This window comes from Marinobacter sp. LV10MA510-1, assembly GCF_002563885.1.
Lineage (GTDB): Bacteria > Pseudomonadota > Gammaproteobacteria > Pseudomonadales > Oleiphilaceae > Marinobacter.
The window spans coordinates 2147057-2171554 of the sequence record NZ_PDJA01000001.1 but is presented as its reverse complement, the minus strand read 5'-3'; the positions used below and the strand labels follow the sequence as shown (position 1 = coordinate 2171554).

The following is a 24498-nucleotide window of genomic DNA, read 5'->3' as shown; positions in this document are numbered from 1 at the left end:
GCTCGCTGGCGTGCGCTCTAATCACCAGCTTTGTTCAGGTTTACGCTCTAGACTCCCACGTCTTTGACGTTCTCCATCACCACAAAGGTACTGGTTTGTAAAACGTGGGGCAGAGCTGAAATCTGTTCACCGAGAACTTGCCGGTATTCGGCCATGTTGCGGGTGCGGACTTTGAGCAGATAATCGAAGTTACCGGCAATCATGTGGCACTGTTCAACGGCGGAGATCTGGATGACAGCCTCGTTGAACGCGTTTAGAGCGTAGATGTTGGTGTCGCTCAGTTTTACTTCCGCAAACGCGATGTGGCTTTGTTGCAGTTTGGTGTGATTGACCAGTGCTGTGTACCCGGTAATGTAGCCCTGTTCTTCCAGCCGCCGCATGCGAACCTGGCAGGGCGTCTTGGACAGTCCAACCCGGGACGCCAACTCTGTAACGGTGACTCGGGCATTCTTCTGCAATTCGCGAATGATTGAGTGGTCAATCCGGTCCAGTTCCACGATCATTATCTCCTGCTGGGTGTGCTCCGGTCTGTTTGAACTTTTCCGTAGTTCGTACGTAAAATCTGGATAATGCCCGGAATGGAGTTATCTGGGTTTTGATTTCGCGCACGTTAATTTCTGCAAAGTACCGACATTAAGGCTACGCTGAAGGTTTGGAAGTGTGCTTTTCTCAGAAGAAATAGTGGTACTAAAGCGTTCAGATCTGGGAGTTTAGCCTATCTAGCAGCGCGGTCTCAGAGTTTTTGCCATTTTTTACCTCCAAAAAAAGATAAATTGGTCTGTAAATTCCTTTTTTACAGTGAAAACTTTTTTGCTGTTCTCGGTAGAATGCCGCAACGGTGAGCAATACAAACAATGAAGAAGAGGGTACAACCATGAGACCGCAGCAATCAGAGACTCCCGCAGTTGTCGACAGCCGACAGGCGATCCGCGATTATTATCTTGCATACGAGCATGTCGTCGTTCACGAGATGATTGCTGGCGCTCAATTATCCCCGTCCGAGAGCAAGGCTATCTCTGCCAGAGCGGCCGACCTGGTTCGTGGCGTTCGGAAGAACGCCAAGCCCACCATCATGGAAAAATTCCTGGCCGAGTACGGGCTAACTACGAAAGAAGGCGTTGCTCTCATGTGCCTGGCTGAGGCCATGCTGCGTGTGCCGGACGCTACAACTGTCAACGACCTGATCGAAGACAAGATCACGTCCGGGTGCTGGGGCGACCATCGGGGCAAGGCTTCCTCTTCTTTGATCAACACGGCGACCATCGCCTTGTTGATCACCAGCAACCTGCTCAAAGATTCAGAGCGCAAGAGCGTAGGCGAAACCCTGCGTAAGCTTCTGAAACGTTTGGGCGAGCCGGTGATTCGCACGGTGGCAAGCCAAGCCATGAAGGAGATGGGGCGGCAATTCGTTCTGGGGCGCGATATCAAGGAAGCCCAGAAAGCCAGTGAAGGCTACATGAAAAAGGGCTACACCTACTCTTATGACATGCTGGGAGAAGCGGCCCGCACGGATCATGACGCCCAGCGTTACTACAACGCCTACTCTGACGGCATAGACAGTATTGCCAAACATTGCAGTGGTGACGTTCGCAAAAATCCGGGCATTTCTGTCAAGCTCTCTGCGCTGCTTGCACGGTATGAGTACGGCAACAAAGAGCGGGTCATGAAGGAGCTTGTGCCTAGGGCTATGCGACTGGTCAAAAAAGCGGCCGCCGCTAACATGGGCTTCAATATTGACGCGGAAGAGCAGGACCGGCTGGAACTGTCAATGGACGTCATCGAGGCTCTTCTGAGTGATCCCGAACTTGCAGGCTGGAATGGCTTCGGCGTCTGTGTGCAGGCTTACGGTAAGCGTGCGCCTTTCATGCTGGACTGGTTGTACGGGATCGCTAAAAAATACGATCGCCGCATCATGGTGCGGCTGGTTAAAGGTGCCTACTGGGACGCTGAAATCAAGCGTGCCCAAGTCATGGGCCTGGACGGATTCCCTGTGTTTACCCGCAAGGCCTGTAGTGATGTGTCGTTCTTGTCTTGCTCTACCAAATTGCTGAACATGACGGATCGCATTTACCCTCAGTTCGCCACCCACAACGCGCACTCCGTGTCGGCAATTCTTGAGCTGGCCAGAGTTCGTGGTGAAGCCAACTACGAGTTTCAGCGCCTGCACGGTATGGGTGAATCTCTGCACGGCCAAGTTATGGGCGACAGCGGCGTACCCTGCCGGATCTATGCGCCGGTAGGCCCCCATCACGAACTGCTGGCGTATCTGGTGCGTCGCCTGCTGGAAAACGGTGCCAACAGCTCCTTCGTAAACCAAATTGTGGATGAAGATATTCCGCCTGAAATGATCGCAAAAGACCCGATCGATCTGGTTAAGGAAATGGGTGACGACATTTCCAGCAAGGCGATTGTGCGTCCAACCAAGCTTTTTGGTGAGAATCGCCGCAACTCCAAAGGCTGGGACCTGACTGATTCGGTCACCATCGAAGCCATTGATAAGGGCCGCGATGCTTACAAAGAGCACCATTGGAAAGGCGGGCCGCTGATTTCGGGTAAGGTATCGGGCACCGAAGCACAGGTAGTTCGCAACCCGGCCAACCCGGAAGATTTGGTGGGTCATGTTACCCAGGCCAACGAGGCCGATATCGAAACCGCAATTTCTGCCGCGCAGAAAGGTTTTAAGTCATGGTCTGCCACGCCAGTAGAAGAACGTGCCGCCTGCCTGCGCAAAGTCGCGGATCTTTATGAAGAGAACACCCTCGAGCTGTTTGCACTGGCCACCCGCGAGGCGGGTAAATCGCTGTCGGACTCAGTCGCTGAAATTCGTGAAGCGGTGGACTTTGCCCACTATTATGCCAACGAAGGCGTTCGCTATGAAAACAGCGGTGAAGCCATAGGCCCGGTGGTGTGTATCTCACCCTGGAATTTTCCGCTGGCTATCTTCACCGGTCAGATTCTGGCTAACCTGGTGGCGGGTAACGTCGTTCTGGCCAAGCCAGCCGAGCAAACGTCGCTGCTAGCCGTTCGAGCAGTAGAGCTGATGCATCAGGCAGGCATTCCCAAGGATGCGATCCAACTGGTGCCGGGCACCGGTGCCACCGTGGGTGCGGGCCTGACTTCGGATTCCCGTATAGCCGGCGTCTGTTTTACCGGTTCTACCAATACCGCCAAGGTTATCGACAAGGCCATGGCCGAAAACATGGCACCGGATGCCGTCTTGGTGGCAGAGACCGGCGGCCTGAACGCCATGATTGTAGATTCCACCGCACTGCCGGAACAGGTAGTTCGTGATGTGCTGGCTTCTTCCTTCCAGAGTGCGGGCCAGCGTTGCTCTGCGCTGCGGATGTTGTATGTGCAGAAGGACATTGCCGATAGTCTGCTGAAAATGCTGTACGGCGCCATGGAAGAGCTGGGCATTGGTGATCCGTGGCTGTTGTCTACAGATGTAGGCCCGGTCATTGACGAACCATCCGCGAAGAAAATCATCGATCACTGCAAGAAGTTCGAGAACAAGGACCAGCTTCTGAAGAAACTGTCAGTGCCGCACAAAGGCAACTTTGTGTCTCCTGCGGTGATCAAGGTGAACGGCATTGGGGATCTGGAAGAAGAAATCTTCGGCCCGGTTCTGCATGTGGCTACTTTTGATGCGAAAGATATCGACAAGGTAGTGGATGACATTAACGCAAAGGGCTACGGCCTGACCTTTGGTGTTCATAGCCGGGTAGATAGCCGAGTTGACCGTATCTCCCGTCGCATCAAGGTGGGTAACATCTACGTCAACCGGAATCAGATCGGTGCGGTCGTGGGTTCTCAGCCGTTCGGTGGCGAAGGTTTGTCAGGGACTGGTCCGAAAGCCGGTGGCCCGCAGTATGTGCGTCGGTTTATGAAAGGCGAGACGGTTCAGCGGCCGGCAGAATCGGGTGGCAAGAATGTGGATGCAAGAGCGCTGGAGAGCCTGATCGGCAAGCTTGGCAGAATGAACACCCAAGTGCCAAAAGCGCGGGTTGAGGCCATGCAGTCGGTCTTCGACAGTGTTCCGGAGCCACTTGACGCCCACGAAGAGGTAATGCCGGGGCCAACCGGTGAAAGCAACATTCTGACCAATCACGCCCGTGGCACGGTGCTGTGTCTGGGTCCGGATAAAGACACAGCGATCGAGCAGATGATCATGGCACTGGCTCAGGGCAACAAGGTAGTGGTGGTTGCGCCGGGTGTCAGTGACACCGTAGATCGTGCTGCCAAGGCTGGTTTGCCAGTGGTTGGTGTGGAAGGCCAGCTGGAGCCGGATGCTCTTGAAACCGTCAAGGGCTTCGAAGCAGCGGTCAGCTGTGGCGAGCACGCTGTGCTAAAACCGTATCGGCAGGCGCTGAGAAAGCGCGATGGTGCGCTGCTGCCGCTGATTACGGAGCATAAACTTGATCAGCGGTACGTGATCGAGCGCCATCTGTGTGTTGACACAACGGCTGCTGGCGGTAATGCCAGCCTGATTGCTGCGTCTGAATAAGCGGTCTCGTAACAAGGCGCAGGGAACCCATGGAAGGGCCCCCACGCCCGGTAATGAGAAGACCTAGACCGGTTCCGCTGCAATCTCCCGCAAGGCTTTGACCAGCGTTTCCGGTTCCTGGGCCCCAGAAATCATATATTTGCCATCAACGATATAGGCAGGCACGGCCGAAACCCCGGCTTGCTCGTATTTAGCTTCGTCTTGTCTTACATCATCGGCATACCGGTTTGAGGTAAGAACCTCTCGGGCTTCAGAACTGTTCAGGCCAATCTTCTCCACGCATTGAACCAGAATGTCCGCCTGGGCGATATTTTCGGCGCGGCCGAAATAGGCTTCGAAAAATGCTTGTTTCATCGCCGTCTGCTTGTTGTGCTGTCCAGCCCACTTCACCAATCTATGAGCGTCAAACGTATTGCGGGTATAGCGTTCCTGCAGTTTTTCGAAATTCAGGCCGAGGCTGTGGGCGACGTCTATCATCTGGGCCTGATTTGCCCTCATTTCGTCCTCGCTGCGCCCATACTTGCGGCTCAGTGCCGGGAGTATGGGTTCGCCGTCGCCGGATGGGTCCGGGTTGAGCTCGAATGCGTGCCATTCGATGGCAAAATCCATTTCGTTTTTCAGCTCTTCCATGGCCTTTTCCAGCCGTGCATAGCCAATCGCACACCAAGGGCAGGCAATGTCCGACACAATATCAATAGTTACATGTTTCATGGAAAGTTCCTCCGGTTTCTGTTCAGATTCGATTCTGACCCAAAAACTGCGTGACGACAAAACTGTGGCCCTACAATCATTGATTCGAACATCATTGCGCCGCTCTACCTGGTTCCTTGCCGGGTGTGTGCTCTTGGTGCTGATGATGATACTGCTGTTCCGGTTTGTGAACCCGCCAACCTCTGCGTTTATCCTGGCTTATCTGGTAACTGATTCAAACCCTGAGCTGCAACATGACTGGGTGGCGCTATCGGATATCTCTCCCTGGATGCCGCTGGCCGTGGTCGCCAGCGAAGATCAACGATTCCCTGAGCATCATGGTGTTGATTTTGCGGCTATCCGCAAAGCCGTTTCAGAGCATAAAAAGGGGCAAGGCTTGCGTGGCGCCAGCACCATTACCCAACAAACCGCTAAAAACCTGTTCCTCTGGAATGGTCGCAGCTTTGTTCGCAAGGCTTTGGAGGCCGGTTTGGCCATTGCAATTGATGCACTTTGGCCGAAGCGCAGAATTCTTGAGGTTTACCTGAACATTGCCGAATTTGGCCGTGGAGTTTACGGAGTAGAAGCGGCCAGCAGGCGGTATTTTGGTATTTCAGCCAGCCAGCTGTCGCAAAACCAGGCGGCCAGGCTTGCGGCGGTTCTTCCGAATCCGAAAGTGCTCAGCGCCGCCCAGCCTTCAGATTATGTATGGGGTCGGGTTACGTGGATTCGGGGCCAAATGGACCAGTTGTCCGGTCTGCGATACTTGCGCGGCCTTGAAGAATAAATACGTCCCGTGCCTGTGAAATGTGGGGCAGATCTGTTTTCTGCTAACCTGTTTTACATCCGTTTTTTTACCTGGTATCTGGAGATGCAATGGCAAAGCCCACCGAAGCCCGGCAACGGGCGATCCTTGAACGGCTGGACAGGTTTAGCCGCTTCACCGACAGCAGCATCGGCATCCCCTTCACCCGCTTCAAGATTGGGGCTGAAGCCGTTATCGGCCTGGTGCCGGTGGTGGGAGACATCGCGGGTCTGGCGTTGTCCGGTTACGTGTTGATCGAAGCGCAACGGGCCGGGGCCAGCAAGGATGTAAAGCGGCGCATGCTGCGCAATATGGGCATCGATTTTGTAGGTGGCCTGCTACCCGTGGTGGGAGACGCCTTTGACGCCATCTACAAGGCCAATACCCGCAATACGCGGTTGTTGAGGGGCTATCTGGAAGATCAGCTCGCTGCAGAGCCGCCTGCGCCACCTTTTCCGTGGAAGGTTTTGGTAGGCTTGTCCATTCTGTTTGGGATTATTGTCGCTGGCCTGACGCTCGTCTTTTGACAAGCCAGTAAAGCTGTTCTGTATAAAAGTTAATCAATATAAGTTGATCGTCAGAATCCACTGCCGCCGGGTCTCCGTAAACTCATTGGTAATTACCCGAAGCAAACAATGAGGATGATGACGTGAAAAAAACAGGAATCGTAAAGTCGTTAGTAGTTTCTTCGCTGATGTTGGGCACCGCCGTTGTGGCCCTGCCGGCTTTTGCTGAAAATCATAAGATGGGCAAAATGGATTCGATGAATATTGTTGAGAAAGCGGTAGAGACAGAGAGCTTGAGTACTTTGGTTGCTGCGGTTAAAGCCGCCGGTCTGGTAGAAACGCTTTCCGGAGAAGGCCCTTTCACAGTATTTGCACCCACCAACGAAGCGTTTGCGAAACTGCCCGCAGGCACCGTTGAAACATTGTTGAAACCAGAAAATAAAGAACAACTCCAATCGATTCTGACCTATCACGTATTGGCCACCAAAGCGCCGGCGGCGGCAGCGATTAAGATGGTTCAGGATGGTGGTGGATCGGCCTCAGTAGCCACGGTCCAGGGCGATGAGCTTACGTTCAGTCTCGAGGGCGATTCGTTGATGATCGAGGACTCAAAAGGAAATATGGCCACAGTGGTGGCGGCAGATCTGATGCAGTCCAATGGCGTAGTGCACGTGATTGATACGGTGCTGATGCCGTAGAGACAGAACTGAAAGAGATTGAATAGAAAAAAGACGGCCTTCGCGGCCGTTTTTTTGGTTAGCAATAATATTGGTTTTTTCTTAACCCACAGTCAGGCATCGTGACGAATCACTTTGCAGAAGGATGATTGCATCAGATGTTTGTTAGCACGATGGTAACCAGTCCATGACGACCTATTTCATTCAAGCTTTTATTTACCTTTTGGCTGCTGTGATCGCAGTGCCTTTGGCAAAACGCTTTGGCCTGGGTTCCGTACTTGGCTACCTGGTTGCCGGCGTGGTGATCGGGCCGGTTATGGGGCTGGTAGGGCAGGAAACCAACACCATCCAGCATTTTGCGGAATTCGGTGTTGTTATGATGTTGTTTCTGATCGGTATGGAAATCGATCCGAAAGCGCTTTGGGTCAAGAGGGTTCGCCTGTTGGGGCTCGGCGGCCTTCAGGTTACGTTGACGGCGGCGGCCGGGATGACTGGCGCCTGGTGGCTTGGGCTTCAGTGGCAGACGGCCCTGGCGGTGGGCCTTATTTTCGCGCTCTCGTCTACGGCCATCGTGCTGCAAACCCTCGACGAGAAAGGGCTGTCAAAGACGGAAGGCGGCCGCAATACATTTTCCGTGTTGCTGTTCCAGGACATCGCTGTTATTCCCATGTTAGCCCTGATTCCGCTGTTAGCGTTGCCGGGCTTGAAGGGCGACTCAGCCTCTGGGTCCAACGAAGACGCGGGCCTGAGCCTGGTGGCCGGCCTGCCGGGCTGGGCTCATGCCCTTGTTGTTGTAGGCGCGGTCGCTGCCGTCATTGTTGGCGGCTATTACCTGAGCCGTCCGTTGTTTCGTTACGTGGTGCAGTCCGGGCTGCGAGAAGTGTTCACCGCCACGGCGCTGATGTTGGTTATTGGCATTGCCGCGCTCATGAGTGTCGTAAACCTCTCGCCTGCCTTGGGGGCCTTCCTGGCAGGTGTGGTTTTAGCCAACAGCGAGTTCCGCCATGAGCTGGAAGCCAACATCGAGCCTTTCAAAGGCCTGTTACTGGGCCTGTTTTTTATCACTGTGGGTGCCGGAATCAACTTCGAGGTATTGGTGGCCGAGTGGGGCACCATTGTTTCTTTGGGCGCGGCGGTTATTGTGGTCAAGGCGCTTATTCTATTTGCGCTTGCGAAGATGTTCGGAATTCACAGCAGCAACGGCTGGCTGTTTACTCTGGGGCTGGCACAGGCTGGCGAGTTTGGTTTTGTGTTGCTCACCTACAGCGTGCAAAGCGATGTAATTCCGCCGGAAATCTCCCAGATTCTTTCTCTGGTTGTTGCGCTGTCTATGTTCCTCACACCTCTGTTGTTTATCGCTTACGACCGCATTGTGCTGCCCCGTTACCAACGCTCGCAAAACGATGATCGGGATGCGGACACCATTGATGAGCAAGCCCCGGTTATCGTGGCTGGCGTGGGGCGGTTTGGGCAGATTGTCTGCCGTTTGCTGCGGGCTAACAGCATTCCCATGGTGGTGCTCGATCATGAACTCGAGCAAATTGAAAATGTTCGACGAATCAACATCAAGAGCTTCTTCGGAGATGCTAGTCGCCCTGACGTGCTGGAAAAGGCGGGTATTGAACAGGCTCGCCTTTTAGTTGTGGCGATTGATGATCGGGATCGCGCTGTGGCGATGGTGAAACATGTAAAAAAGTTTTTCCCCGATGTATGGGTGCTGGCGCGCGCCTTCGACCGTGGCCACGGATATCAGCTTCTGAAGGCGGGTGCTGATGATGTGATGAGCGAAACCTATCGCTCTGCTCTGGAGCTGGGTGGCCATGCGCTTACGGCGATGGGCGTGCACCCAATGCGAGCAAAACAGATGACCTGGGCCTTCGTCGAAAATGAGCGGGCCCAAGATGCACAGCTATTCGAAGCCTGGAAAGAAATCGAGGAAGGCATTAACTTCAGCCCCCGCTATGGTGAGCTGTTCATGAAGCTCGAAGAAGCCTTGAGCACATCCATGCAGGGTGATTGGGAAGCACCGAAGCCTGAGGATGTTCCGGTCTGGAAACCCCCTGGAATGGATTAAAGGCCGGCTTTAAAGGCTATGGGCTAAAGCGCACTTCCACATGAACCAGACAGAAGCACATTGGCTTGCTCGTTCAGTGACGTTTGCGAAGTTTCTTGATCGTTTCCTGGAGCCACCCCTTAGCGGTCGCCACTGAATGTTTGCCCTCGACTAGCTCACGCAAATTGGTCAGTTGTTGCTCGAACAGACCGGTACCTTTCAGGTCATTGGGTGTTTCGTCGGGGCCAAGGGGCAGGATATGTTCGAGATAAGTCCCCTCCAGAAACCGGCGCAGCAAGCCCCCGCCGAGAAATGCCTCGTCATTGTTCAGTGTGCGTGTTGCCCGTAGCAGGCGGCGGATGTCGTACTGGCCCGGGTAAATGTCGGGCACCTGCTTCTTGACGCCCAGCAGGCTGTAGACACCGATGCGGGCCGTGCGCACGGAACTTTCCAGGGTAAACACCACGTCGTTATGGGTTTCAACGAACTGGCCGAGGCAGGCGAGGTTGGTAGAGCCTGTCGGCACCGCCCAGGGGCGGTCTCCTTGCGCACGGGGCATGAATTGAGCGGTGATGTAGGGCATCAGCGCGGAACGTACTATGGTCGCGGCAATGACGTCGCCGACCTGATCGATCAGCCCGAGGTGGTAGCACAGTTCGGTCAGGATTTCCTCTCCGGTGCATTCCGGCATAGGTTTTTTCACATAATCGCCGGGCTTGTCCATGAGCAGCCCATACACCCAAGGCACGATCACGTCGGAGGGCTGGTCCAGAAAGTGTGGCTGGCGGTTGACGGTCATGCTCATCAGCCATGCGGAGTCAGTGAAGGTCACGACGCCGCCGGTTACGGTTTTTCCGGAATAGGGGTCGTTGACCGCCAGTTCCGTGATCTTCTCGGTCAGCGGGGAGGGTTTGCACGTCAGTGTTGCCGATTCCCAGGTTGAACTCGGTACGTCGGCACAGAATTTCTCGGGTCGCCCGAAGTCGGGGGATTTTTCGGCGAGCTTTTTCCAAAGCTGCCAGCTTGAGCCGGTCAGCGGATCCGGCTGGTTCACCTGCAGTTTGGGCACAGTGCCATCTGTTCCGTAGGCGGTGTCTTCGACGATGGAGCCGATGGTCACGAATACTAGGTCACGCGGGCGCACCTTGATGGTCTTTTCGCCATCAGTGTTGCGGCACTGGATTGCAGTGGTGGTTTTGGATTCGCCTCGGATACCTATTTCCAGGTTGCTCACAATCGTGTCGTACTGAACGTTAACGCCCTGATCCCTAAGCCAGCTCATCAACGGCCGTACAAAACTGTCGTACTGGTTGTACTTGGGGAAAACGAGAGCGGTCATGTCATTCAAACCGTCCAGCAGGTGCAGAAAGCGGTGCATATACAGCTTCATTTCCAGCACGGAATGCCAGTTCTGGAAGGCGAACATGGTGCGCCAGAAGGTGTAGAAATTGGTGTTCAGGAAGCCTTCACTGAACCATTCCTCAACCGTGATGTTGTCCAGGTCTTCCTTGCGTGCGAGGAAAAGCCGAACCAGCTCAAGCTGCTGCAGGCGGCTGAGGCCCATGATTGAGGAGTCCTGAATCTGGCCCTGTTTTTCCAGAAGTCGGACTTTTGACCAGTTTTTGTCGGCGTCGTTAACGATCCGGTATTCGTCGAGCACGGTAAAGGGTGCTGGCAGCTCGAGTGCCGGTATTTCCGAGAAAACGTCCCAGAAGTTCTGGTAGGTCGCTTCCATTTCGCGGCCACCGCGGACGATGTAGCCTTCCTCGGCATTGCCCGCGCCGTCCAGTGCGCCTCCCTCGACCTCTTGGGACTCCAGAATGGTGATGTTTTCTGCCGGCATGTGACCGTCGCGGATCAGGAAGAAGGCTGCGGACAGGCCGCCGATCCCACTACCCACAATGTAGGCATGGCGCTTGTCAACGCCTTCGGTGGGCAGCGGGCGGTGATTGACATAGCTCCCATGCAGATCCGCAGGTGGCAATGGGGTATCCACTCCATTGTGCAAATGCCGGGACGAGGCGTCCGGAGATACGTCCACCGTTTGCTCCGCCATGGCGTCAATGTGGGTTTTCAGACTAGAAGTATCGAAACGGGCTGATTTCCGACGGGGCATGGTGTTCTCCTTCCTGGGGCAGCGGAGTAAGCGCGGATCGCCAACCACCTGTGCATCGCGGAGCAAGGGTTGACTCGGTATCTAGATCAAGAAAGCCGATAAGGTTTAAGGATAGTTCTGATTCAAAAAATCGGGGCAGATTAATTTCTTCCACAGGGTTTTCCCGTCACCTCTCTTGAATCGTTTGTTTGTGTCTTTATGGCAATGCAGTTTCGACGCTGGCTGCGTTAGAGTTTAACCGTCAATAGCCAATAGCGATCCCTTAATCATCACAGGAGAGACTTATTTATGAGTACCTATAAAGCGATCAATCTGGTGAAGCACCTCAAGGGAAAGCCCGGACCGGAGCTGTTTGAGGTGGTGGAAAAAACCGTACCGGAACCTGGCGACGGCGAATTTCTGGTTAAGCAGGCTTACATGTCTATGGATCCGGCCATGATGGGTTGGATGACCGGCGACACCGACAGCTATATCCCACCCGTAGAGCTGGGAACGGTGATGCGTTCATCCGGCGTTGGTGAGGTGGTTGCCTCCAGGCACGCTGATTTTGCCGTGGGCGATCAGGTGATGGGAATGTTCGGCTGGCAGGAAATGGCTCTGACCGACGGCAAAGGTATCAACAAGCTGGATAAAAAAATACCACTGGAAATGGCGCTGGCGGTTTTCGCATTGCCGGGGCTGACCGCCACTCAAGGGCTGTTCGGTTGTGGTCATCCCAAGTCGGGTGAAACGCTGGTGGTGTCTGGAGCGGCAGGCTCAGTTGGCTCGATTGTCGGCCAGCTGGCCAAAGCTGAAGGCCTGCGGGTTATTGGTGTCGTTGGCAGTCAAGAGAAAGCGGACTGGATTATTAATGAGCTGGGTTTTGACGGTGCCGTAAATTATAAGACCGACGACCTGAGCGCGAAACTGGATGAATTAGTGCCGAATGGCATTGATGTGTATTTTGAAAATACCGGTGGCCCGATTCAGCACTACGTGTTCGATCGCATGAATGCGCACGGCCGTATTGTGGTGTGCGGGATGATTGCCGATTACACCGCCGAAACCCCACGCCCTGGCCCAAGCTGGATGCGTGTTATCAAAAAGCGCCTGAGCATTCAGGGCTTCACTATGCCCGACCACATGCACAAGGCGCAGGAGCTGCAAGCCAAGCTGGCCCCCTACGTTCAGAATGGCGATATTAAATATCGTACTCACGTTCTGGAAGGGCTAGAGTCGGCGATGGACGGCCTGAATCTGTTCCTGAGCGGCGGTAACAAAGGTAAGTTGATGGTGAAGATCTAGCGGTTCTTTTTAATTAAAGGCAAGGAGATTCAGATGAAAGCTGCTCGTTTTTATGACAAAGGTGATATTCGCATAGAAGATATCCCCGAACCGACAGTAGAACCCGGCACTGTAGGCATAGATGTAGCTTGGTGCGGCATCTGTGGTACCGATTTGCATGAGTTTATGGAGGGGCCCATTTTTATTCCGCCCTGCGGTCACCCCCACCCGGTCTCAGGAGAATCTGCTCCGATCACCATGGGGCACGAATTTTCAGGCGTGGTTTACGAAGTGGGTGACGGTGTAGACGATATTGAAATCGGTCAGCACGTTGTGGTTGAGCCTTATATTATTGCGGATGATGTGGACACGGGCCCAGGTGAAAGCTACCAGTTGTCCAAAAACATGAACTTTATTGGCCTTGGTGGCCACGGTGGCGGCTTATCCGAAAAAATCGCAGTCAAACGTCGCTGGGTGCATCCGATTTCTAACGCTATTCCCCTCGATCAAGCCGCTTTGATTGAACCTCTTACAGTTGGTTATCACGCGTTTGTTCGCAGCGGTGCCAAAGCCGGTGACGTTGCGCTGGTAGGCGGTGGTGGCCCTATTGGTTTGTTGTTGTCTTCAGTATTAAAGGCAAAGGGGATAACCGTTATCCTTACGGAGCTGAGTGCGAAACGTAAAGAGAAAGCGAAAGAAACCGGCGTTGCGGACCATGTTCTGGACCCCTCTGAAGTCAACGTTATCGAAGAGGTTATGAAGATAACTGAAGGGCGGGGTGTGGATGTTGCGTTTGAGTGCACCAGCATCAACGAAGTACTGGATACCCTGGTCGAGGCGACAAAACCGAGCGGAACCGTTGTCATCGTATCGATTTGGAGCCACCCGGCGACGGTGAATGTACACAGCGTTGTTATGAAAGAACTGGACGTGCGTGGAACCATTGCTTACGCAAACAACCATGCAGACACCATTAAGCTGGTAGAGGAAGGTAAAGTGAACCTGGAGCCCTTCATTACCCAGCGAATCAAACTTGAAGATTTGGTGGCTGAAGGTTTCGAAAGGCTGATTCATAATAATGAATCAGCCGTGAAGATAATTGTTCATACATAACAGACGTCGTTATATAAGAAATTAAAAACAATGTAGATTGTATAAAAATTGCAGAAGAAGTTGGGTAAAGCTAAATTATAGCTAGTAAAAATCAGGGCTATAACTTAGCTGTTTTTTTAAGGGCTCACAGGCCCTTTTCCTGCATAACAGGGGCGCTGAACACGCCAGCCGTTCAGGCCGCGCGGATAAATTCCCGTAACCGCGGCGCAATGGATTCACGCCATTTACTGCCGTTGAACACACCGTAATGGCCAACATCCGGTTGCAGGTGATGCAGTCGGCGGGAGTCTGGTACATTGATGCACAGATCTTGCGCGGCCCGGGTTTGTCCGGGGCTCGAAATGTCGTCTTTCTCACCTTCGATAGTCATCAAGGCCGTGTTGCGAATGGCAGCCGGATTCACTAGGCGCCCGCGGTGCTTGAAACAGCCCCGAGCTAGATGAAACTCCTGAAAAACGCGCTCAATGGTGTCGAGATAATAAGTGGCTGGCAAATCCATTACCGCCAGGTACTCGTTATAGAACTCGCGGTGGCGGCTGACCTTCTCGGTCTCGTTGTCGCGAATGGATCTGAACAGCCCGCGATAGGCATCAACGTGGCGGTCGAAATTCATGTTTACAAATCCGGTCAACTGCAGGAATCCAGGGTAAACCTTACGCATGGCTCCGGGGTAGGGCGCGGGTACCGGATGGACCAGATTGCGTTTGAACCACGCCAGGTTGTGTTCAGTGGCTACTTTACAAGGCGCTGTAGGGTCGATGCGTCCGTCTATGGGGCCGCTCATCAACGTCAGCGAGCGAGGTGCGGCGGGGTGGCCATCCTCTGCCATGATGGCGGTGGCAGCAAGCACTGGCACCACTGGCTGGCAGACTGCCAGTACGTGGGTGTCTGGCCCAAGGTGGTCGATGAAGTCAATAACGTAGTCGATGTAATCATCAAGACCAAAATCACCTTTTGACAGCGGAACCTTGCAGGCATCGCGCCAGTCGGTAATGTACACGTCATGGTCTGGCAACATGGCCTCCACGGTGCCGCGCAGGAGCGAGGCAAAGTGGCCGGACAGCGGCGCTACGATCAGCAGTTTGGGGTCATCGGGCCGCGCTACGTCACGTTTAAAGTGTTTGAGCTGCGCAAACGGCTTGCGGCATAAAATGGCTTCATGGACGTCGACTTGCTGGCCGTCACAGAGGGTAGTGGACAGATTGAAAGCCGGTTTCGGGTAACGGTGAGTAAGATCCCCAAACACATCGTAAGCCGAGGCAATGCTGCGTGACCCGGGAATGCGGGATAAGGGGCTCAGGCGGTGTTGGAGTAGGGTGCTGTGGGCGCTGGTGAGCATGCGCATGGGCTTGAGCGCGGCGCGGCCTATCTCGTGGGCAAAGTACATCATGTCATTGTCCTGCTTGAGTTCTGGGTTGCGACACTGTCGAGCAGGTTCCTTGGCTCTTGCATCACCTGATGGTTATTTTCGAGGCGCGGTCCCGGTACAAGTACCTGTAGGACAGCGCCTATGCCCCGGTGATTCTTGGGGAATAGGTACTAATAACCTAACATATTTTTTCGAGTGCGTTCTGAGCAAATTTTGTGCTCACTACGCGTTTTGTGGTCGCACCCTTTGTACCTATCAGTTTGTTCGGTGATCACGCCATAAAAGAATCAGCAATGCCACAGCCGCCAGAGAGCCAACGAAGACGGAGAAGATAATACCGGTCGCTTTAAGGCTGAGCAGGCTGGCCATCAAGCCGATGCCAATCACTGGCACCGAGATGGCAATGTAGGCAACAATAAAGAAGGTTGAGGTTACTGCGGCGCGCTCCGCTGGCGGACAAGCTGCGTTTATAGCGCCCAGGCCGGCGCGAAAAGCGATTCCCTGGCCCGTGCCAGCGATGACTGCACCGGCCATGAACAGGGTAAGCGACTGGAAATGGATACCGAGCGCTACGGGCGTCACGCCAGCAACAAGCGTGGCGCATCCGATGGGTAAACGCAGGCGCAGCGGCAGTTTATCCTGCAGGAACTGGCCGAGTGTTGAGGCAATAAAGATACTGCCCGCGACAACGCCGATCAGCAGACGGTTATCATAACCCAGCACATTGCCCATCATTGCCGGTGCAATCGAGGTGAAAAAGCCACAAACCGCAAAACCAGCAAAGCCCGCGATGGCGGCGGGTATAAACACACCGCGTACTTCCTGGGGCACATTCAGGCGCTGAAGTGACAGCTTTGGGTGCGTCGGTCTTTTCACGGTTTCCGGAGCCCGCCAGATGCAGATGAGCGCCAACAGAGCAAGCGCGATGTGTATCAGGTAGGTCAATTCCAGTGGAGAGGGCAGGTAATGCGAAAGCGCGCCCGCCAGCATAGGGCCAAGGCCCAGTCCGCCCATGTTCGCTGCGGTGGCAAAAAACGTGGCCCGCTCACGCCAGTGTGGTGGCGCCAGCTCCAGCACGGCCACGGTCGCGGTGCCGGTAAAAATACCCGCCGAGAGCCCGGACAGGACACGGCCCGCAAGAATCATTGCCAGACCGTCAGCCTGCCAGAATATCAGGTCGCTGATGATCGAACAGACGATGCCGGCAAACAGCAATGGCCGGCGGCCCAGCTGATCAGACCAGCGGCCAGTGATCACCAGTGCTGCAATGACACCGAAGGCGTACGCCGCAAAGATAATAGTGATCATCAACTGAGAAAACCCGAAGGCTTCCCGATAGATGGGGTAGAGCGGGGTCGGCATGGTGGTGCCGATCATCACCACGCTGAATGCGAAGGCGGCGCCGAGAAAAACCAGGAATGCTGATAAGCTGTGGGGGTCTGTGTGGGTAGCTGATGATTGCATAATGGTCTGGTGAAGGTTTCGGAAGGCTGATTCGCAACAAAGAATTAGCCGTGAAGAGCATTGTACATAGGTCGCAGAAGCCCCTCTATGAATGGAAGCCGGGTTTTAGCGTTTTTTTAACGCAACACGCCCCGCGGGCAAAGAACCTCTTGACTACTTTTGGCCCAACCAATAAGATTCATTATAAATAAATGTTAAAGACCAAAACCAAGGTGCAATCCAATGGTTCAATCATTTAAAGACGTATTCAAAGGGAAAAAAGCTGCGGCAGTACAAGTGGATTCAGCTCAGCACTTCGACCCAAAAGCACAAAAAGAAGCCGCAGTTGATGCCGAGATGCTGCCCAAAAAGAAAGGTAAACACGGCGACTCGGGCGTTTGCTGCGGTTCTTGCTCGTGAGCCGATAGCGGTATCGCTTTTTGAATGACTAAGGCTGCAAAAAAACGCGCGCGAGCTGTTTGCAGCTTCTTGATGTTAGCGCCGCTATTTTTAACGCAGCGAAATTTAACGCACTCCGGTTAAGTCGGGGCTGATTTATTTCGGCCGATGCATCTGAAATTTTTGCGACGCGTTTACTGCAAAGTAGTCCGCCGGTCCGCCGCCGCGAAGAATGGGTTCGCCCGCTGCCGTATCGTAAACGCCGTCCCGCAGCAGGTGTTGCGCTATGTGCACGCCCACCACCTCGCCGAACACCATCCAGGTATTGACCTTCTGACCGTCGACGCCTGCCAACTGAATAATCTGCGTGACCCGACATTCAAATGTTACCGGACTTTCCGCCACGTGCGGCACGGAGATAATCCGCGAAGGCTTCGGGGTCAGCCCTGAAAGGGCGAATTCATCAACTTCAGGCCCGACAGCGGCGCAGGTTTGGTTCATGGCCTCTGCCAGGGGACGAGTCGCCAGATTCCAGCAAAACTCACCGGTTTCTTCCGCATTACGCACGGAGTCTTTGTAGCCGACGCTGGAGAATCCGACGATTGGGGGAACATAGTTGAAGGCGTTGAAGAAGCTATAAGGCGCAAGATTAAGCGCGCCGTCACGGCTTTTCGTTGAAATCCATCCAATCGGCCGTGGGGCCACCAGGGCATTGAATGGGTCGTGTGCAAGTCGGTGACCATTGGCGGGTTCGTAGAAGTGTATATCTTCGGGCATAACAAACTCCTGACAACAAACTCGTGCTTTACGCATGGGTGTAACCAGACCACCGTGCGGAGTGGCCGGTTAATAAACTAGGCGTCCGTATTAGAACTCCAGGCAGATCTTCCCAAAGTGCTTACCAGATTCTTCATGGCGAAAAGCATCAGCAATGTCTTCCAGCGCAAAAGACCGGTCAAGAACCGGATGCATGTCGTTCACTTCAATCGCGCGAATCATCTCTTGCTGATGGGTCCGGCTGCCCACAATCAAGCCTTGCAGCCGGGCCTGTTTTGCCATCAGTTTTGCGGTGGGAATATCGCCAGCCCGGCCGGTCAGTACGCCTATAAGCGCGATATGGCCGCCAATGCGAACGGCATCGATGGATTCCGGAAGAGTGCCAGGGCCACCCACTTCGATAACGTGATCAACACCCACGCCATTTGTCAGCTCCTGGACTCGCGCCCCCCAAGCCGACGTTGTTTTGTAATTGATGGTGTGGTCTGCACCCAATGCTGTAAGCCGCTCCAGTTTTTCGTCTGAAGACGACGTGGAAATAACTCGCGCGCCCATCATCTTGGCGAACTGTAGTGCAAACACAGACACCCCACCGGTACCCAGCGTGAGCACGGTATCGCCTGCTTTTAAACCACCATTAACAACCAGTGCTCGCCATGCTGTTAAGCCAGCGGTGGTCAGAGTGGCTGCTTCGGCATGGGTATAGCCCTTCGGTGCGTGGGTAAACCAGCTGGTTGGGCGGATGACCTGCTCGCGGGCGTAACCATCCTGACCGTCACCGGGTGTGGTGCTGAAGTTATCAGTAGGGGCGGCGCCAGTCAGCCACTCAGGGAAGAAGGTTGATACCACATGGTCGCCAACCTTGAATTCGCTGACCCCTTCACCGATGGCCTCCACAACACCAGCGCCATCCGCCATGGGAATGCGCTGGTCTTCGGTTGGAATTGCCCCGACAACCACTGCATAATCGTGATAGTTCAGGGAGCAGGCATGAATTCGTACCCGAATTTGGCCAGGCCCAGGCGCGCCAGGTGCCGCGCTATTGTTAAGCTTGAGGTGTTCCAGGCCGCCGGGGCTTGAAAGGGTAATGCTTTTCATATTTATGGCCTTTGATGGTTGCTGCAGGTCTATTCACTGTGCCCGAAGCTTACTGAAGTCTTTTGGTGAATGATAATGAACAACCTGTACTGCGGGAGCCAGTAGAGGATTTTCTTATGTACGCTCGTTAAATGGGTTAAACGACATCGTATTTTCCACCATCTACTATATATCCCGCTCGATAACCGTGCTAAAACCATTTCCCCCCCCCGACAGCAACCTGCGTTTATAGGCTCGGGCACATCGTTTTTACCCATCAGAGATAGCAGCATGTCCGACAAGTTCTTTTTTAAAGGCAGGCAGGATGCCCGTCAGCACCACACGGCGCGCGGCGGTTTTCAAATTAATGCCAGCAAAAAGCCCGGTAGTAAGAAGTTCCCGTTAACGTTGATTGTTACCAGCGAAGCACGGAAGCAAGAAGTTGAAGTTCTCGTAGCCGAAGCAGATCTTTTCGCCAGCATTACGGTAGACGCAAGTGCGGATGCGGCTGAGTCCATTGGTGAGCTAACGACGATTCTGGACAAGGGCGTAACGGTAACGCAGGCTAAAGTACCTGCCCGGAACGATCCTTGCAGTTGCGGCAGCGGTGTTAAATTCAAAAAGTGCTGCGGTTAAGCCGCGGGGATAGTGTATGCGCGTTTGTGGTGTTGAATTAACCGGCAGCGATGCCGTGGTGTGTTTGCTGAACCTGGATCAGGGGCATTTCAGTCTGCCAGACAGTAAGGTTCGTAAGTTAAGCCTTAAGAAAAACCACACCCGTGGCGACCTTCAAGAGTTTCAAGCGTCCATCGTGAAATTTTTGGCCGAGCACGGCGTTAATAAAGTAGCTATTAAAGAGCGCATGCCGAAAGGAAAGTTCGCCGGGGGTGCCATCAGCTTCAAGTTAGAGGCCGCTATTCAATTAATGGCCAGTGCTGACATTGAGGTTGTGTTGCTTCCGCCCGCACTGATTAAATCGACGCTCTCATCTAATCCTTTGCCTGTTCCGTTTGCAGACACCGGTCTGAAGATTTTTCAGGAAACCGCGTTTACAGCGGCTTATGTAGGGCACGTGGCAAAGTAGCGCCAGCAATGTCCAGACTCACACGTTCATTTTAAGGAATTGAAACGCTCTATGCGCTCTGTAGTGCTTCTTGATGGTGGCCTTGGCCAAGAAATTTACCGGCGTGCTGCTACTATCAGTTCGCCGCTGTGGTCGGTTGCGGTTATGCACGAGCAGCCAGCCGTGGTTACTGCAGTACACGCTGATTTTATCCGCGCTGGAGCCAAAACATTGTCGCTAAACACGTATGCTGCCACGCCATCCCGTTTGTTGCAGCACGGCCAGTTGGAGCAATTGGCGGCCATTCACCAAAATGCTTTCGAGTTGCTGGGGCAGGCTGTAAAAGCCACCAGCGCGTGTGTGGATATTGCAGGTTGCCTGCCGCCCCTGGCTGGAAGTTATCAGGGCCAGCCCGCGCGTTCGTTTGAAGACTTGCGAGATGAGTACGCGGTGTTGGTAAAGCTGCAGGCCGCCGCTGATGTACTGCTGATTGAAACCATGACCAATACCCTGGAAGCGTGTGCGGCCTGTGCCGCCGCGAGCGAGTTGGGCAAGCCTTATAGCGTCGCGTTTCGCCTTGAGGCAGACGGCAAACTGATGTCTGGCGAAACCCTGGCGGAGGCGGTTGCTGCGGTTTCCCCTTACTCACCCACGGCCGTGATGCTGAACTGCTGTGATCCCGAGTTGATTTCTGCAGCTATGCCCGAGCTTGTTAGGTTGTATCCGTGCGTCGGCGGTTATGCCAACGCCTTCAAGTCTGTGGAGGCTATGGCGCGGGGTGGTTTGGTGGATGCCCTGGAGACGCGGGAAGATATTTCCCCACAGGCCTATGTGGCCCATGTGCGCCAGTGGCTAGCTGATGGGGCGACAGTTATTGGCGGCTGCTGCGAGATTACACCGGAGCACGTGCGGCACATTGTAGAAACGCTTGCGGACGACTATGAGTTTATTCGGTTCTCCCAGCGGCCTGTGCCAAACTCCTGAGCAAGAAAACTTGAGTTTAAATCTTTAAATTGATGGAATCCTTATGAGCAGTAACGAATTAACCGACGTGCTCGAAATGAACGGCGAAGAGCGCTACGACTACTTTTTGAGCGCTGTGCTTGAAGAGCGGGATATCTGGATACTGATCAACGCCGACAACCGATTTCTAAAACTTGTTTCAGAAGAGGAAGGCGTGGCACACGTGCCGGTGTGGCCCAGCGCCGAATTCGCCGCAGAGTATGCCAAGGGCTCGGACGATCTGACACCGAAAAGCATTTCCCTGCCAGACTTTTTCAAAAAATGGGTGCCGGGCCTGACCAAAGATAAGTTGGAAGTGGGCGTGTTCCCGGGCGCGGACGGTACTTTGTGGATAACCTCGCCGGAAGAACTAAAGCGCGATCTGCAAGAAGAGATGTCGAGCTTTTAGGTAAGGTAGGGGACAGATTTCAAATCTCAAAGTTAGGGGACAGATTTCAAATCTGTCCCCGATCCTGCTTTTACTCAGCCGTCGTCACGTATTTCAAAACCTCAACCACCTGTTCTGGCGTCTGTGCCCACGCCATGGCGGCGGAGTCCACTTCTTTCAGGGGGTGAACAATGTCGTCGCCGTGCAGGGTAATGTAAGGCGTGCCCATGGCGGCGCAGAACCCAGCGTCAAAAGCGGCGTTCCACTGTTTGTACTTGTCGCCGAAGCGAATCACTGCGAGGTCGCATTGCTCCAGCATCGTCTTGGTGCGAATACCATTCACTTTGGATGACTGGTGGTCGCGCCAAAATGCCACATCGGGTTTGCCCAGCATATCCCCCGCCGCATCGCTGGCTGCGTGGTTTGTGACCGGAGCGGTGAATTCCACGGGCAGGCCGGCCGCTTCTGCGCCCGCCTCAATTTGTTCACGCCAGTCTGTATGAATTTCGCCAGAAAGATAAACAGTCCAGATCATGGGATTCTCCTGAGGTAATAATTGAGCAGATTAACTGCGGTGCCAATAAACAAGACCCCATCATACGTGAGTGGGCGGGGGGATTCAGTTCACGCCTTTAACACCTCGGACTCACTTGCAATTTTTCCGTTTGGGCCGATGATAGATAGTAGGACAATCATCTTTGAGCTACTGCAAGCCGCCGTGCGCCGATATGAGGAGAACCATGGATTTCAAAGATTATTACGCCGTGCTTGGTGTGAGCGAGTCTGCCTCTCCCGAGGACATTAAAAAGTCCTATCGCAAACTGGCGCGGAAATATCATCCGGATGTGAGTAAGGAAGACAACGCCGATGAGATGTTCAAAAATGTCGGCGAAGCCTACGAAGTTCTGAAAGACCCGGAAAAACGCACCGAATATGACCAGTTGCGCAAGTACGGCACGCAACCTGACGGTTCATTCCAGCCACCTCCTGGTTGGCAGAGTGAATCCGGTTTTGGCCGCGGTGGCTACACCGAAGCCGATGCCAGTCAGTTCAGTGACTTTTTCGAGCAGATGTTTGGCCGTGGCCAGCAAGCCGGTGGCGGCGGTTTTCGTCAGAACATGCGCATGCGCGGTGAAGACATCCATGCCCGGCTGGCGCTGTTTCTGGAAGAAGCCTACAACGGTTGTGACAAACAGGTTTCGTTCGCTGTGCACGACGCAGACGAGCGTGGCCGGGTTGTGGCGCGGCAGAAAACCCTCAAAGTTAAAATTCCCGCCGGTATGCGCGAGGGTCAGCACATTCGCCTGAAAGGCCAAGGTTCGCCCGGTGTGGGTGGTGCCAGCGCCGGCGACCTGTTTATTGAAGTGGAACTGGCGCCCCATCCTCAGTTCACAGTTGACGGTAACGATGTGTTGATCACCGTGCCTATCAGCCCGTGGGAGGGCGCGTTAGGCGCCAGTATTACGGTGCCGGTAGTCGGTGGTAAAGTGAGCGTGAAGGTACCCAAAGGTTCTTCCAGCGGTCGTAAGCTGCGCCTGAAAGGCAAAGGCTTGCCTGGCAAACACGTCGGAGATCAGATTGTGACGTTGCAGGTGACGCTACCTGAGGAGCACTCGGAACAAGCGTTGGCCATTTACCAGCAGCTGGCAGACGCCGAAAAAGACTTCAATCCACGCGCCAGACTGCACGTGTAACCGGAGGTTTGGGATGAGCAGACAAGACCACATTTTGACTGTAGAAATTACCGATGCCGACGGTGGCGTGTTTACATTGCACGAGATTTGCGAGCGTGGCGAATGCCACGCAGAATTCGTGATTAAGCTGGTGAACTACGGCATTGTGTCGCCCATCGAAGAGCATCATCTTCCGCGGGACTGGCAATTCGATGTAATGGCCTTAACACGCCTGCAGCGGGCCCTAAGATTGCAGCAGGATTTGAAACTGAATTTGCCTGGTCTGGCGGTATCGCTCGATTTGCTGGATGAAGTTCAGCAAATGCGTAGGGAAGTGAGTCGCCTGAACCAGCGCCTTCGACAGCTATCAGGCGAATAGGCTAAACGTAAGCAATCGGCGCGTGTTGATGACAGCAGCGCCGTTATTCCGTTTTCTAGGCTCTCTTTTCGAGCGCTTGAATTTCCGCATACAGACTTTCCGCTTCTAACATGAGCGTACTGTGGGTGCGTAAATCTCCATTGCGCTGATAGTGCAGTGCCTTCTCCAACTTGGCCTCGTAGGCTTTTTGCAGCTTTTTCTTCGGGTCGCTTTTAAATAATCCAAACATGCATTTACTCTCCTTCAATAATATTTTGGATGTATACGGCAAGTATATCGAATCCGATGACTAGGCCAACACGACTGGATTGTGCTTTACTGCTGGGCCTTAAACACACAACGGAGTTGGTTTTCATGGGTGAAGCAAAACGTCGCCAGCACAGCGGTCACGCTGCGGCTCGTAAACCGGCCAGCAAACGCTCACTGGCCTTGGGTGTTATGACCATAGTTGTCGTCGTGATGTTGATTGGCCTGTTCTTTATAACGTCTGGCCCGTCGCCAGATTCTGACGAATTGCCAGTTGCGCAGCAAGGCACGCCGGCGTTTCCAGCCGAGCTGGATCAGTTTGGCGTTTCAGTGGGTGCAGCTGATGCGCCGGTTGTGGTGCGGGAATTTGCGGATTATCAGTGCCCGGCATGTGCCCGTTTTGCCGACGCTAGCCAACGCTTGAAAAAAGAGTATGTGGAAAGCGGTAAGGTGCGTTTTGTGTATTTTGATCTGCCGCTGTCACAACATGCCAATGCCATGCCGGCGGCCCAGGCCGCACGCTGCGCGGGCGACCAGAATGCCTATTGGCCTATGCACGAAACACTGTACAGCAATCAGTCGAGCTGGTCAGACGTATCAGATCCGCAGGCAACGTTCACCCGTTATGCCGGCGACCTTGGCCTGAGTGAAAATCGCTTCAGCCGCTGTATGGCAACCGAACTGCACCGCGAGGCCATCGAACAAAGCGCCAAAGTGGCAACCCAGTTACGGGTGGTCAGCACACCCACTGTGATGGTCGACAACATCGTCCTGACCCGCCCGGGCTGGGGTCAGCTGTCTGCCGTGGTAGAACGCGAACTGGCTGCCCGCCGCTAATTTTTAGGTGATACCCGGCCGCAGCGTGTTGCTGCGGCCACTCCTGACTTGATCCATCGCCTTAATGGGCTAAAATCACCCCCTCTTTGAATGCTCGACTACCCCAACCATGCTCCGG

The 24498-nt window shown here is 54.1% G+C and carries 24 protein-coding genes; 15 read left to right on the top strand and 9 right to left on the bottom strand.

The features are described 5' to 3' along the window. Nucleotides 1-47 precede the first annotated feature (47 nt). Nucleotides 48-503, bottom strand: coding sequence for an Lrp/AsnC family transcriptional regulator (locus ATI45_RS10425; RefSeq protein ID WP_179888028.1), 456 nt, complete (start codon nucleotides 501-503; stop codon nucleotides 48-50). 371 nt (nucleotides 504-874) lie between these two features. On the opposite strand from ATI45_RS10425, the gene putA reads away from it, so the two are divergent. Beyond that, nucleotides 875-4504, top strand: a complete 3630-nt coding sequence (gene putA / locus ATI45_RS10415; RefSeq protein ID WP_098419444.1) for a bifunctional proline dehydrogenase/L-glutamate gamma-semialdehyde dehydrogenase PutA — start codon at nucleotides 875-877, stop codon at nucleotides 4502-4504. 63 nt (nucleotides 4505-4567) lie between these two features. Here putA and ATI45_RS10410 read toward each other — a convergent pair whose 3' ends face one another. Next, a complete protein-coding gene (locus ATI45_RS10410) occupies nucleotides 4568-5215 on the bottom strand; it encodes a DsbA family oxidoreductase (protein ID WP_098419443.1) in 648 nt (215 codons plus the stop codon). A 64-nt stretch (nucleotides 5216-5279) separates the two neighbouring features. Between ATI45_RS10410 and mtgA the strand changes: the two genes are divergently transcribed. The 4 genes from mtgA (at nucleotide 5280) to ATI45_RS10390 (ending at nucleotide 9256) form a co-directional block, all read left to right on the top strand. After that, entirely contained in the window at nucleotides 5280-5981 is a 702-nt protein-coding gene (gene mtgA, locus ATI45_RS10405; protein ID WP_179888256.1) for a monofunctional biosynthetic peptidoglycan transglycosylase, read from the top strand. A gap of 89 nt (nucleotides 5982-6070) precedes the next feature. Continuing rightward, entirely contained in the window at nucleotides 6071-6526 is a 456-nt protein-coding gene (locus tag ATI45_RS10400; protein ID WP_098419442.1) for a DUF4112 domain-containing protein, read from the top strand. A gap of 122 nt (nucleotides 6527-6648) precedes the next feature. Then, nucleotides 6649-7203 (top strand): fasciclin domain-containing protein, encoded by a 555-nt coding sequence (locus ATI45_RS10395; RefSeq protein WP_098419441.1) that lies wholly within the window; start codon nucleotides 6649-6651, stop codon nucleotides 7201-7203. Between the two features lie 166 nt (nucleotides 7204-7369). After that, nucleotides 7370-9256, top strand: coding sequence for a monovalent cation:proton antiporter-2 (CPA2) family protein (locus tag ATI45_RS10390; protein WP_098419440.1), 1887 nt, complete (start codon nucleotides 7370-7372; stop codon nucleotides 9254-9256). A 73-nt stretch (nucleotides 9257-9329) separates the two neighbouring features. Here the strand turns inward: ATI45_RS10390 and ATI45_RS10385 are convergent, their stop codons facing one another. Further along, on the bottom strand, nucleotides 9330-11351 hold the full coding sequence (locus ATI45_RS10385) for an oleate hydratase (protein WP_098419439.1): 2022 nt from the start codon (nucleotides 11349-11351) through the stop codon (nucleotides 9330-9332). 288 nt (nucleotides 11352-11639) lie between these two features. Here ATI45_RS10385 and ATI45_RS10380 point away from each other — a divergent pair, with 288 nt between their 5' ends. Together ATI45_RS10380 and ATI45_RS10375 are read left to right on the top strand one after the other, a co-directional pair. Continuing rightward, a complete protein-coding gene (locus tag ATI45_RS10380; protein ID WP_098419438.1) occupies nucleotides 11640-12635 on the top strand; it encodes an NADP-dependent oxidoreductase in 996 nt (331 codons plus the stop codon). A 33-nt stretch (nucleotides 12636-12668) separates the two neighbouring features. Beyond that, nucleotides 12669-13727, top strand: a complete 1059-nt coding sequence (locus ATI45_RS10375; RefSeq protein ID WP_098419437.1) for a 2,3-butanediol dehydrogenase — start codon at nucleotides 12669-12671, stop codon at nucleotides 13725-13727. A 172-nt stretch (nucleotides 13728-13899) separates the two neighbouring features. On the opposite strand, the gene ATI45_RS10370 is transcribed toward ATI45_RS10375, so the two are convergent. Both ATI45_RS10370 and ATI45_RS10365 read right to left on the bottom strand, forming a co-directional pair. Continuing rightward, complete coding sequence (locus tag ATI45_RS10370; protein WP_098419436.1) at nucleotides 13900-15117, bottom strand: polyhydroxyalkanoate depolymerase; 1218 nt, start codon at nucleotides 15115-15117, stop codon at nucleotides 13900-13902. Between the two features lie 234 nt (nucleotides 15118-15351). Further along, complete coding sequence (locus tag ATI45_RS10365; RefSeq protein WP_098419435.1) at nucleotides 15352-16560, bottom strand: MFS transporter; 1209 nt, start codon at nucleotides 16558-16560, stop codon at nucleotides 15352-15354. 222 nt (nucleotides 16561-16782) lie between these two features. Here ATI45_RS10365 and ATI45_RS10360 point away from each other — a divergent pair, with 222 nt between their 5' ends. Continuing rightward, nucleotides 16783-16959, top strand: coding sequence for a CCGSCS motif protein (locus ATI45_RS10360; RefSeq protein ID WP_098419434.1), 177 nt, complete (start codon nucleotides 16783-16785; stop codon nucleotides 16957-16959). A 135-nt stretch (nucleotides 16960-17094) separates the two neighbouring features. On the opposite strand, the gene ATI45_RS10355 is transcribed toward ATI45_RS10360, so the two are convergent. Together ATI45_RS10355 and ATI45_RS10350 are read right to left on the bottom strand one after the other, a co-directional pair. Next, nucleotides 17095-17715, bottom strand: coding sequence for a flavin reductase family protein (locus ATI45_RS10355; RefSeq protein WP_098419433.1), 621 nt, complete (start codon nucleotides 17713-17715; stop codon nucleotides 17095-17097). A gap of 90 nt (nucleotides 17716-17805) precedes the next feature. Continuing rightward, entirely contained in the window at nucleotides 17806-18813 is a 1008-nt protein-coding gene (locus ATI45_RS10350) for a zinc-dependent alcohol dehydrogenase family protein (protein ID WP_098419432.1), read from the bottom strand. A 270-nt stretch (nucleotides 18814-19083) separates the two neighbouring features. On the opposite strand from ATI45_RS10350, the gene ATI45_RS10345 reads away from it, so the two are divergent. Genes ATI45_RS10345 through ATI45_RS10330 form a run of 4 tightly spaced genes read left to right on the top strand, consistent with a single transcriptional unit; the run spans nucleotide 19084 to nucleotide 21266 of the window. Then, a complete protein-coding gene (locus tag ATI45_RS10345; RefSeq protein ID WP_098419431.1) occupies nucleotides 19084-19428 on the top strand; it encodes a PBPRA1643 family SWIM/SEC-C metal-binding motif protein in 345 nt (114 codons plus the stop codon). Nucleotides 19429-19444: 16 nt separating this feature from the next. Then, nucleotides 19445-19876 carry a DUF3010 family protein gene (locus tag ATI45_RS10340; RefSeq protein WP_098419430.1) on the top strand — a complete coding sequence of 144 codons (432 nt, stop codon included), beginning with the start codon at nucleotides 19445-19447 and terminating at the stop codon, nucleotides 19874-19876. Nucleotides 19877-19927: 51 nt separating this feature from the next. Then, nucleotides 19928-20839, top strand: a complete 912-nt coding sequence (locus ATI45_RS10335) for a homocysteine S-methyltransferase family protein (protein ID WP_098419429.1) — start codon at nucleotides 19928-19930, stop codon at nucleotides 20837-20839. Nucleotides 20840-20882: 43 nt separating this feature from the next. After that, a complete protein-coding gene (locus tag ATI45_RS10330) occupies nucleotides 20883-21266 on the top strand; it encodes a DUF2750 domain-containing protein (protein ID WP_098419428.1) in 384 nt (127 codons plus the stop codon). A 70-nt stretch (nucleotides 21267-21336) separates the two neighbouring features. On the opposite strand, the gene ATI45_RS10325 is transcribed toward ATI45_RS10330, so the two are convergent. Then, a complete protein-coding gene (locus ATI45_RS10325; RefSeq protein WP_098419427.1) occupies nucleotides 21337-21780 on the bottom strand; it encodes a YtoQ family protein in 444 nt (147 codons plus the stop codon). Between the two features lie 205 nt (nucleotides 21781-21985). On the opposite strand from ATI45_RS10325, the gene ATI45_RS10320 reads away from it, so the two are divergent. Together ATI45_RS10320 and ATI45_RS10315 are read left to right on the top strand one after the other, a co-directional pair. Further along, the gene (locus tag ATI45_RS10320) at nucleotides 21986-22939 is read left to right on the top strand and encodes a DnaJ C-terminal domain-containing protein (protein ID WP_098419426.1); all 954 of its coding nucleotides are present in this window, start codon (nucleotides 21986-21988) and stop codon (nucleotides 22937-22939) included. 13 nt (nucleotides 22940-22952) lie between these two features. After that, nucleotides 22953-23297: a chaperone modulator CbpM gene (locus ATI45_RS10315; RefSeq protein ID WP_098419425.1), complete on the top strand. Its 345-nt coding sequence runs from the start codon at nucleotides 22953-22955 to the stop codon at nucleotides 23295-23297. Nucleotides 23298-23352: 55 nt separating this feature from the next. On the opposite strand, the gene ATI45_RS21915 is transcribed toward ATI45_RS10315, so the two are convergent. Further along, nucleotides 23353-23526: a DUF6435 family protein gene (locus tag ATI45_RS21915; protein ID WP_143751152.1), complete on the bottom strand. Its 174-nt coding sequence runs from the start codon at nucleotides 23524-23526 to the stop codon at nucleotides 23353-23355. 125 nt (nucleotides 23527-23651) lie between these two features. On the opposite strand from ATI45_RS21915, the gene ATI45_RS10310 reads away from it, so the two are divergent. Continuing rightward, nucleotides 23652-24380, top strand: a complete 729-nt coding sequence (locus tag ATI45_RS10310) for a DsbA family protein (RefSeq protein ID WP_098419424.1) — start codon at nucleotides 23652-23654, stop codon at nucleotides 24378-24380. Nucleotides 24381-24498: the final 118 nt, after the last annotated feature.

Excerpts from the sequence above, each read along its gene's own strand:
- ATI45_RS10380 (WP_098419438.1), top strand. The coding sequence starts at position 11,640 with ATGAGTACCTATAAAGCGATCAATCTGGTGAAGCACCTCAAGGGAAAG.
- ATI45_RS10425 (WP_179888028.1), bottom strand. The coding sequence starts at position 503 with ATGATCGTGGAACTGGACCGGATTGACCACTCAATCATTCGCGAATTG.
- ATI45_RS10320 (WP_098419426.1), top strand. The coding sequence starts at position 21,986 with ATGGATTTCAAAGATTATTACGCCGTGCTTGGTGTGAGCGAGTCTGCC.
- ATI45_RS21915 (WP_143751152.1), bottom strand. The coding sequence starts at position 23,526 with ATGTTTGGATTATTTAAAAGCGACCCGAAGAAAAAGCTGCAAAAAGCC.
- ATI45_RS10375 (WP_098419437.1), top strand. The coding sequence starts at position 12,669 with ATGAAAGCTGCTCGTTTTTATGACAAAGGTGATATTCGCATAGAAGAT.
- ATI45_RS10360 (WP_098419434.1), top strand. The coding sequence starts at position 16,783 with ATGGTTCAATCATTTAAAGACGTATTCAAAGGGAAAAAAGCTGCGGCA.
- ATI45_RS10315 (WP_098419425.1), top strand. The coding sequence starts at position 22,953 with ATGAGCAGACAAGACCACATTTTGACTGTAGAAATTACCGATGCCGAC.
- ATI45_RS10310 (WP_098419424.1), top strand. The coding sequence starts at position 23,652 with ATGGGTGAAGCAAAACGTCGCCAGCACAGCGGTCACGCTGCGGCTCGT.
- ATI45_RS10370 (WP_098419436.1), bottom strand. The coding sequence starts at position 15,117 with ATGATGTACTTTGCCCACGAGATAGGCCGCGCCGCGCTCAAGCCCATG.
- ATI45_RS10355 (WP_098419433.1), bottom strand. The coding sequence starts at position 17,715 with ATGCCCGAAGATATACACTTCTACGAACCCGCCAATGGTCACCGACTT.
- ATI45_RS10340 (WP_098419430.1), top strand. The coding sequence starts at position 19,445 with ATGCGCGTTTGTGGTGTTGAATTAACCGGCAGCGATGCCGTGGTGTGT.
- ATI45_RS10385 (WP_098419439.1), bottom strand. The coding sequence starts at position 11,351 with ATGCCCCGTCGGAAATCAGCCCGTTTCGATACTTCTAGTCTGAAAACC.
- ATI45_RS10365 (WP_098419435.1), bottom strand. The coding sequence starts at position 16,560 with ATGCAATCATCAGCTACCCACACAGACCCCCACAGCTTATCAGCATTC.
- ATI45_RS10345 (WP_098419431.1), top strand. The coding sequence starts at position 19,084 with ATGTCCGACAAGTTCTTTTTTAAAGGCAGGCAGGATGCCCGTCAGCAC.
- ATI45_RS10350 (WP_098419432.1), bottom strand. The coding sequence starts at position 18,813 with ATGAAAAGCATTACCCTTTCAAGCCCCGGCGGCCTGGAACACCTCAAG.
- ATI45_RS10390 (WP_098419440.1), top strand. The coding sequence starts at position 7,370 with ATGACGACCTATTTCATTCAAGCTTTTATTTACCTTTTGGCTGCTGTG.
- ATI45_RS10400 (WP_098419442.1), top strand. The coding sequence starts at position 6,071 with ATGGCAAAGCCCACCGAAGCCCGGCAACGGGCGATCCTTGAACGGCTG.
- ATI45_RS10325 (WP_098419427.1), bottom strand. The coding sequence starts at position 21,780 with ATGATCTGGACTGTTTATCTTTCTGGCGAAATTCATACAGACTGGCGT.
- ATI45_RS10335 (WP_098419429.1), top strand. The coding sequence starts at position 19,928 with ATGCGCTCTGTAGTGCTTCTTGATGGTGGCCTTGGCCAAGAAATTTAC.
- putA (WP_098419444.1), top strand. The coding sequence starts at position 875 with ATGAGACCGCAGCAATCAGAGACTCCCGCAGTTGTCGACAGCCGACAG.
- ATI45_RS10410 (WP_098419443.1), bottom strand. The coding sequence starts at position 5,215 with ATGAAACATGTAACTATTGATATTGTGTCGGACATTGCCTGCCCTTGG.
- ATI45_RS10330 (WP_098419428.1), top strand. The coding sequence starts at position 20,883 with ATGAGCAGTAACGAATTAACCGACGTGCTCGAAATGAACGGCGAAGAG.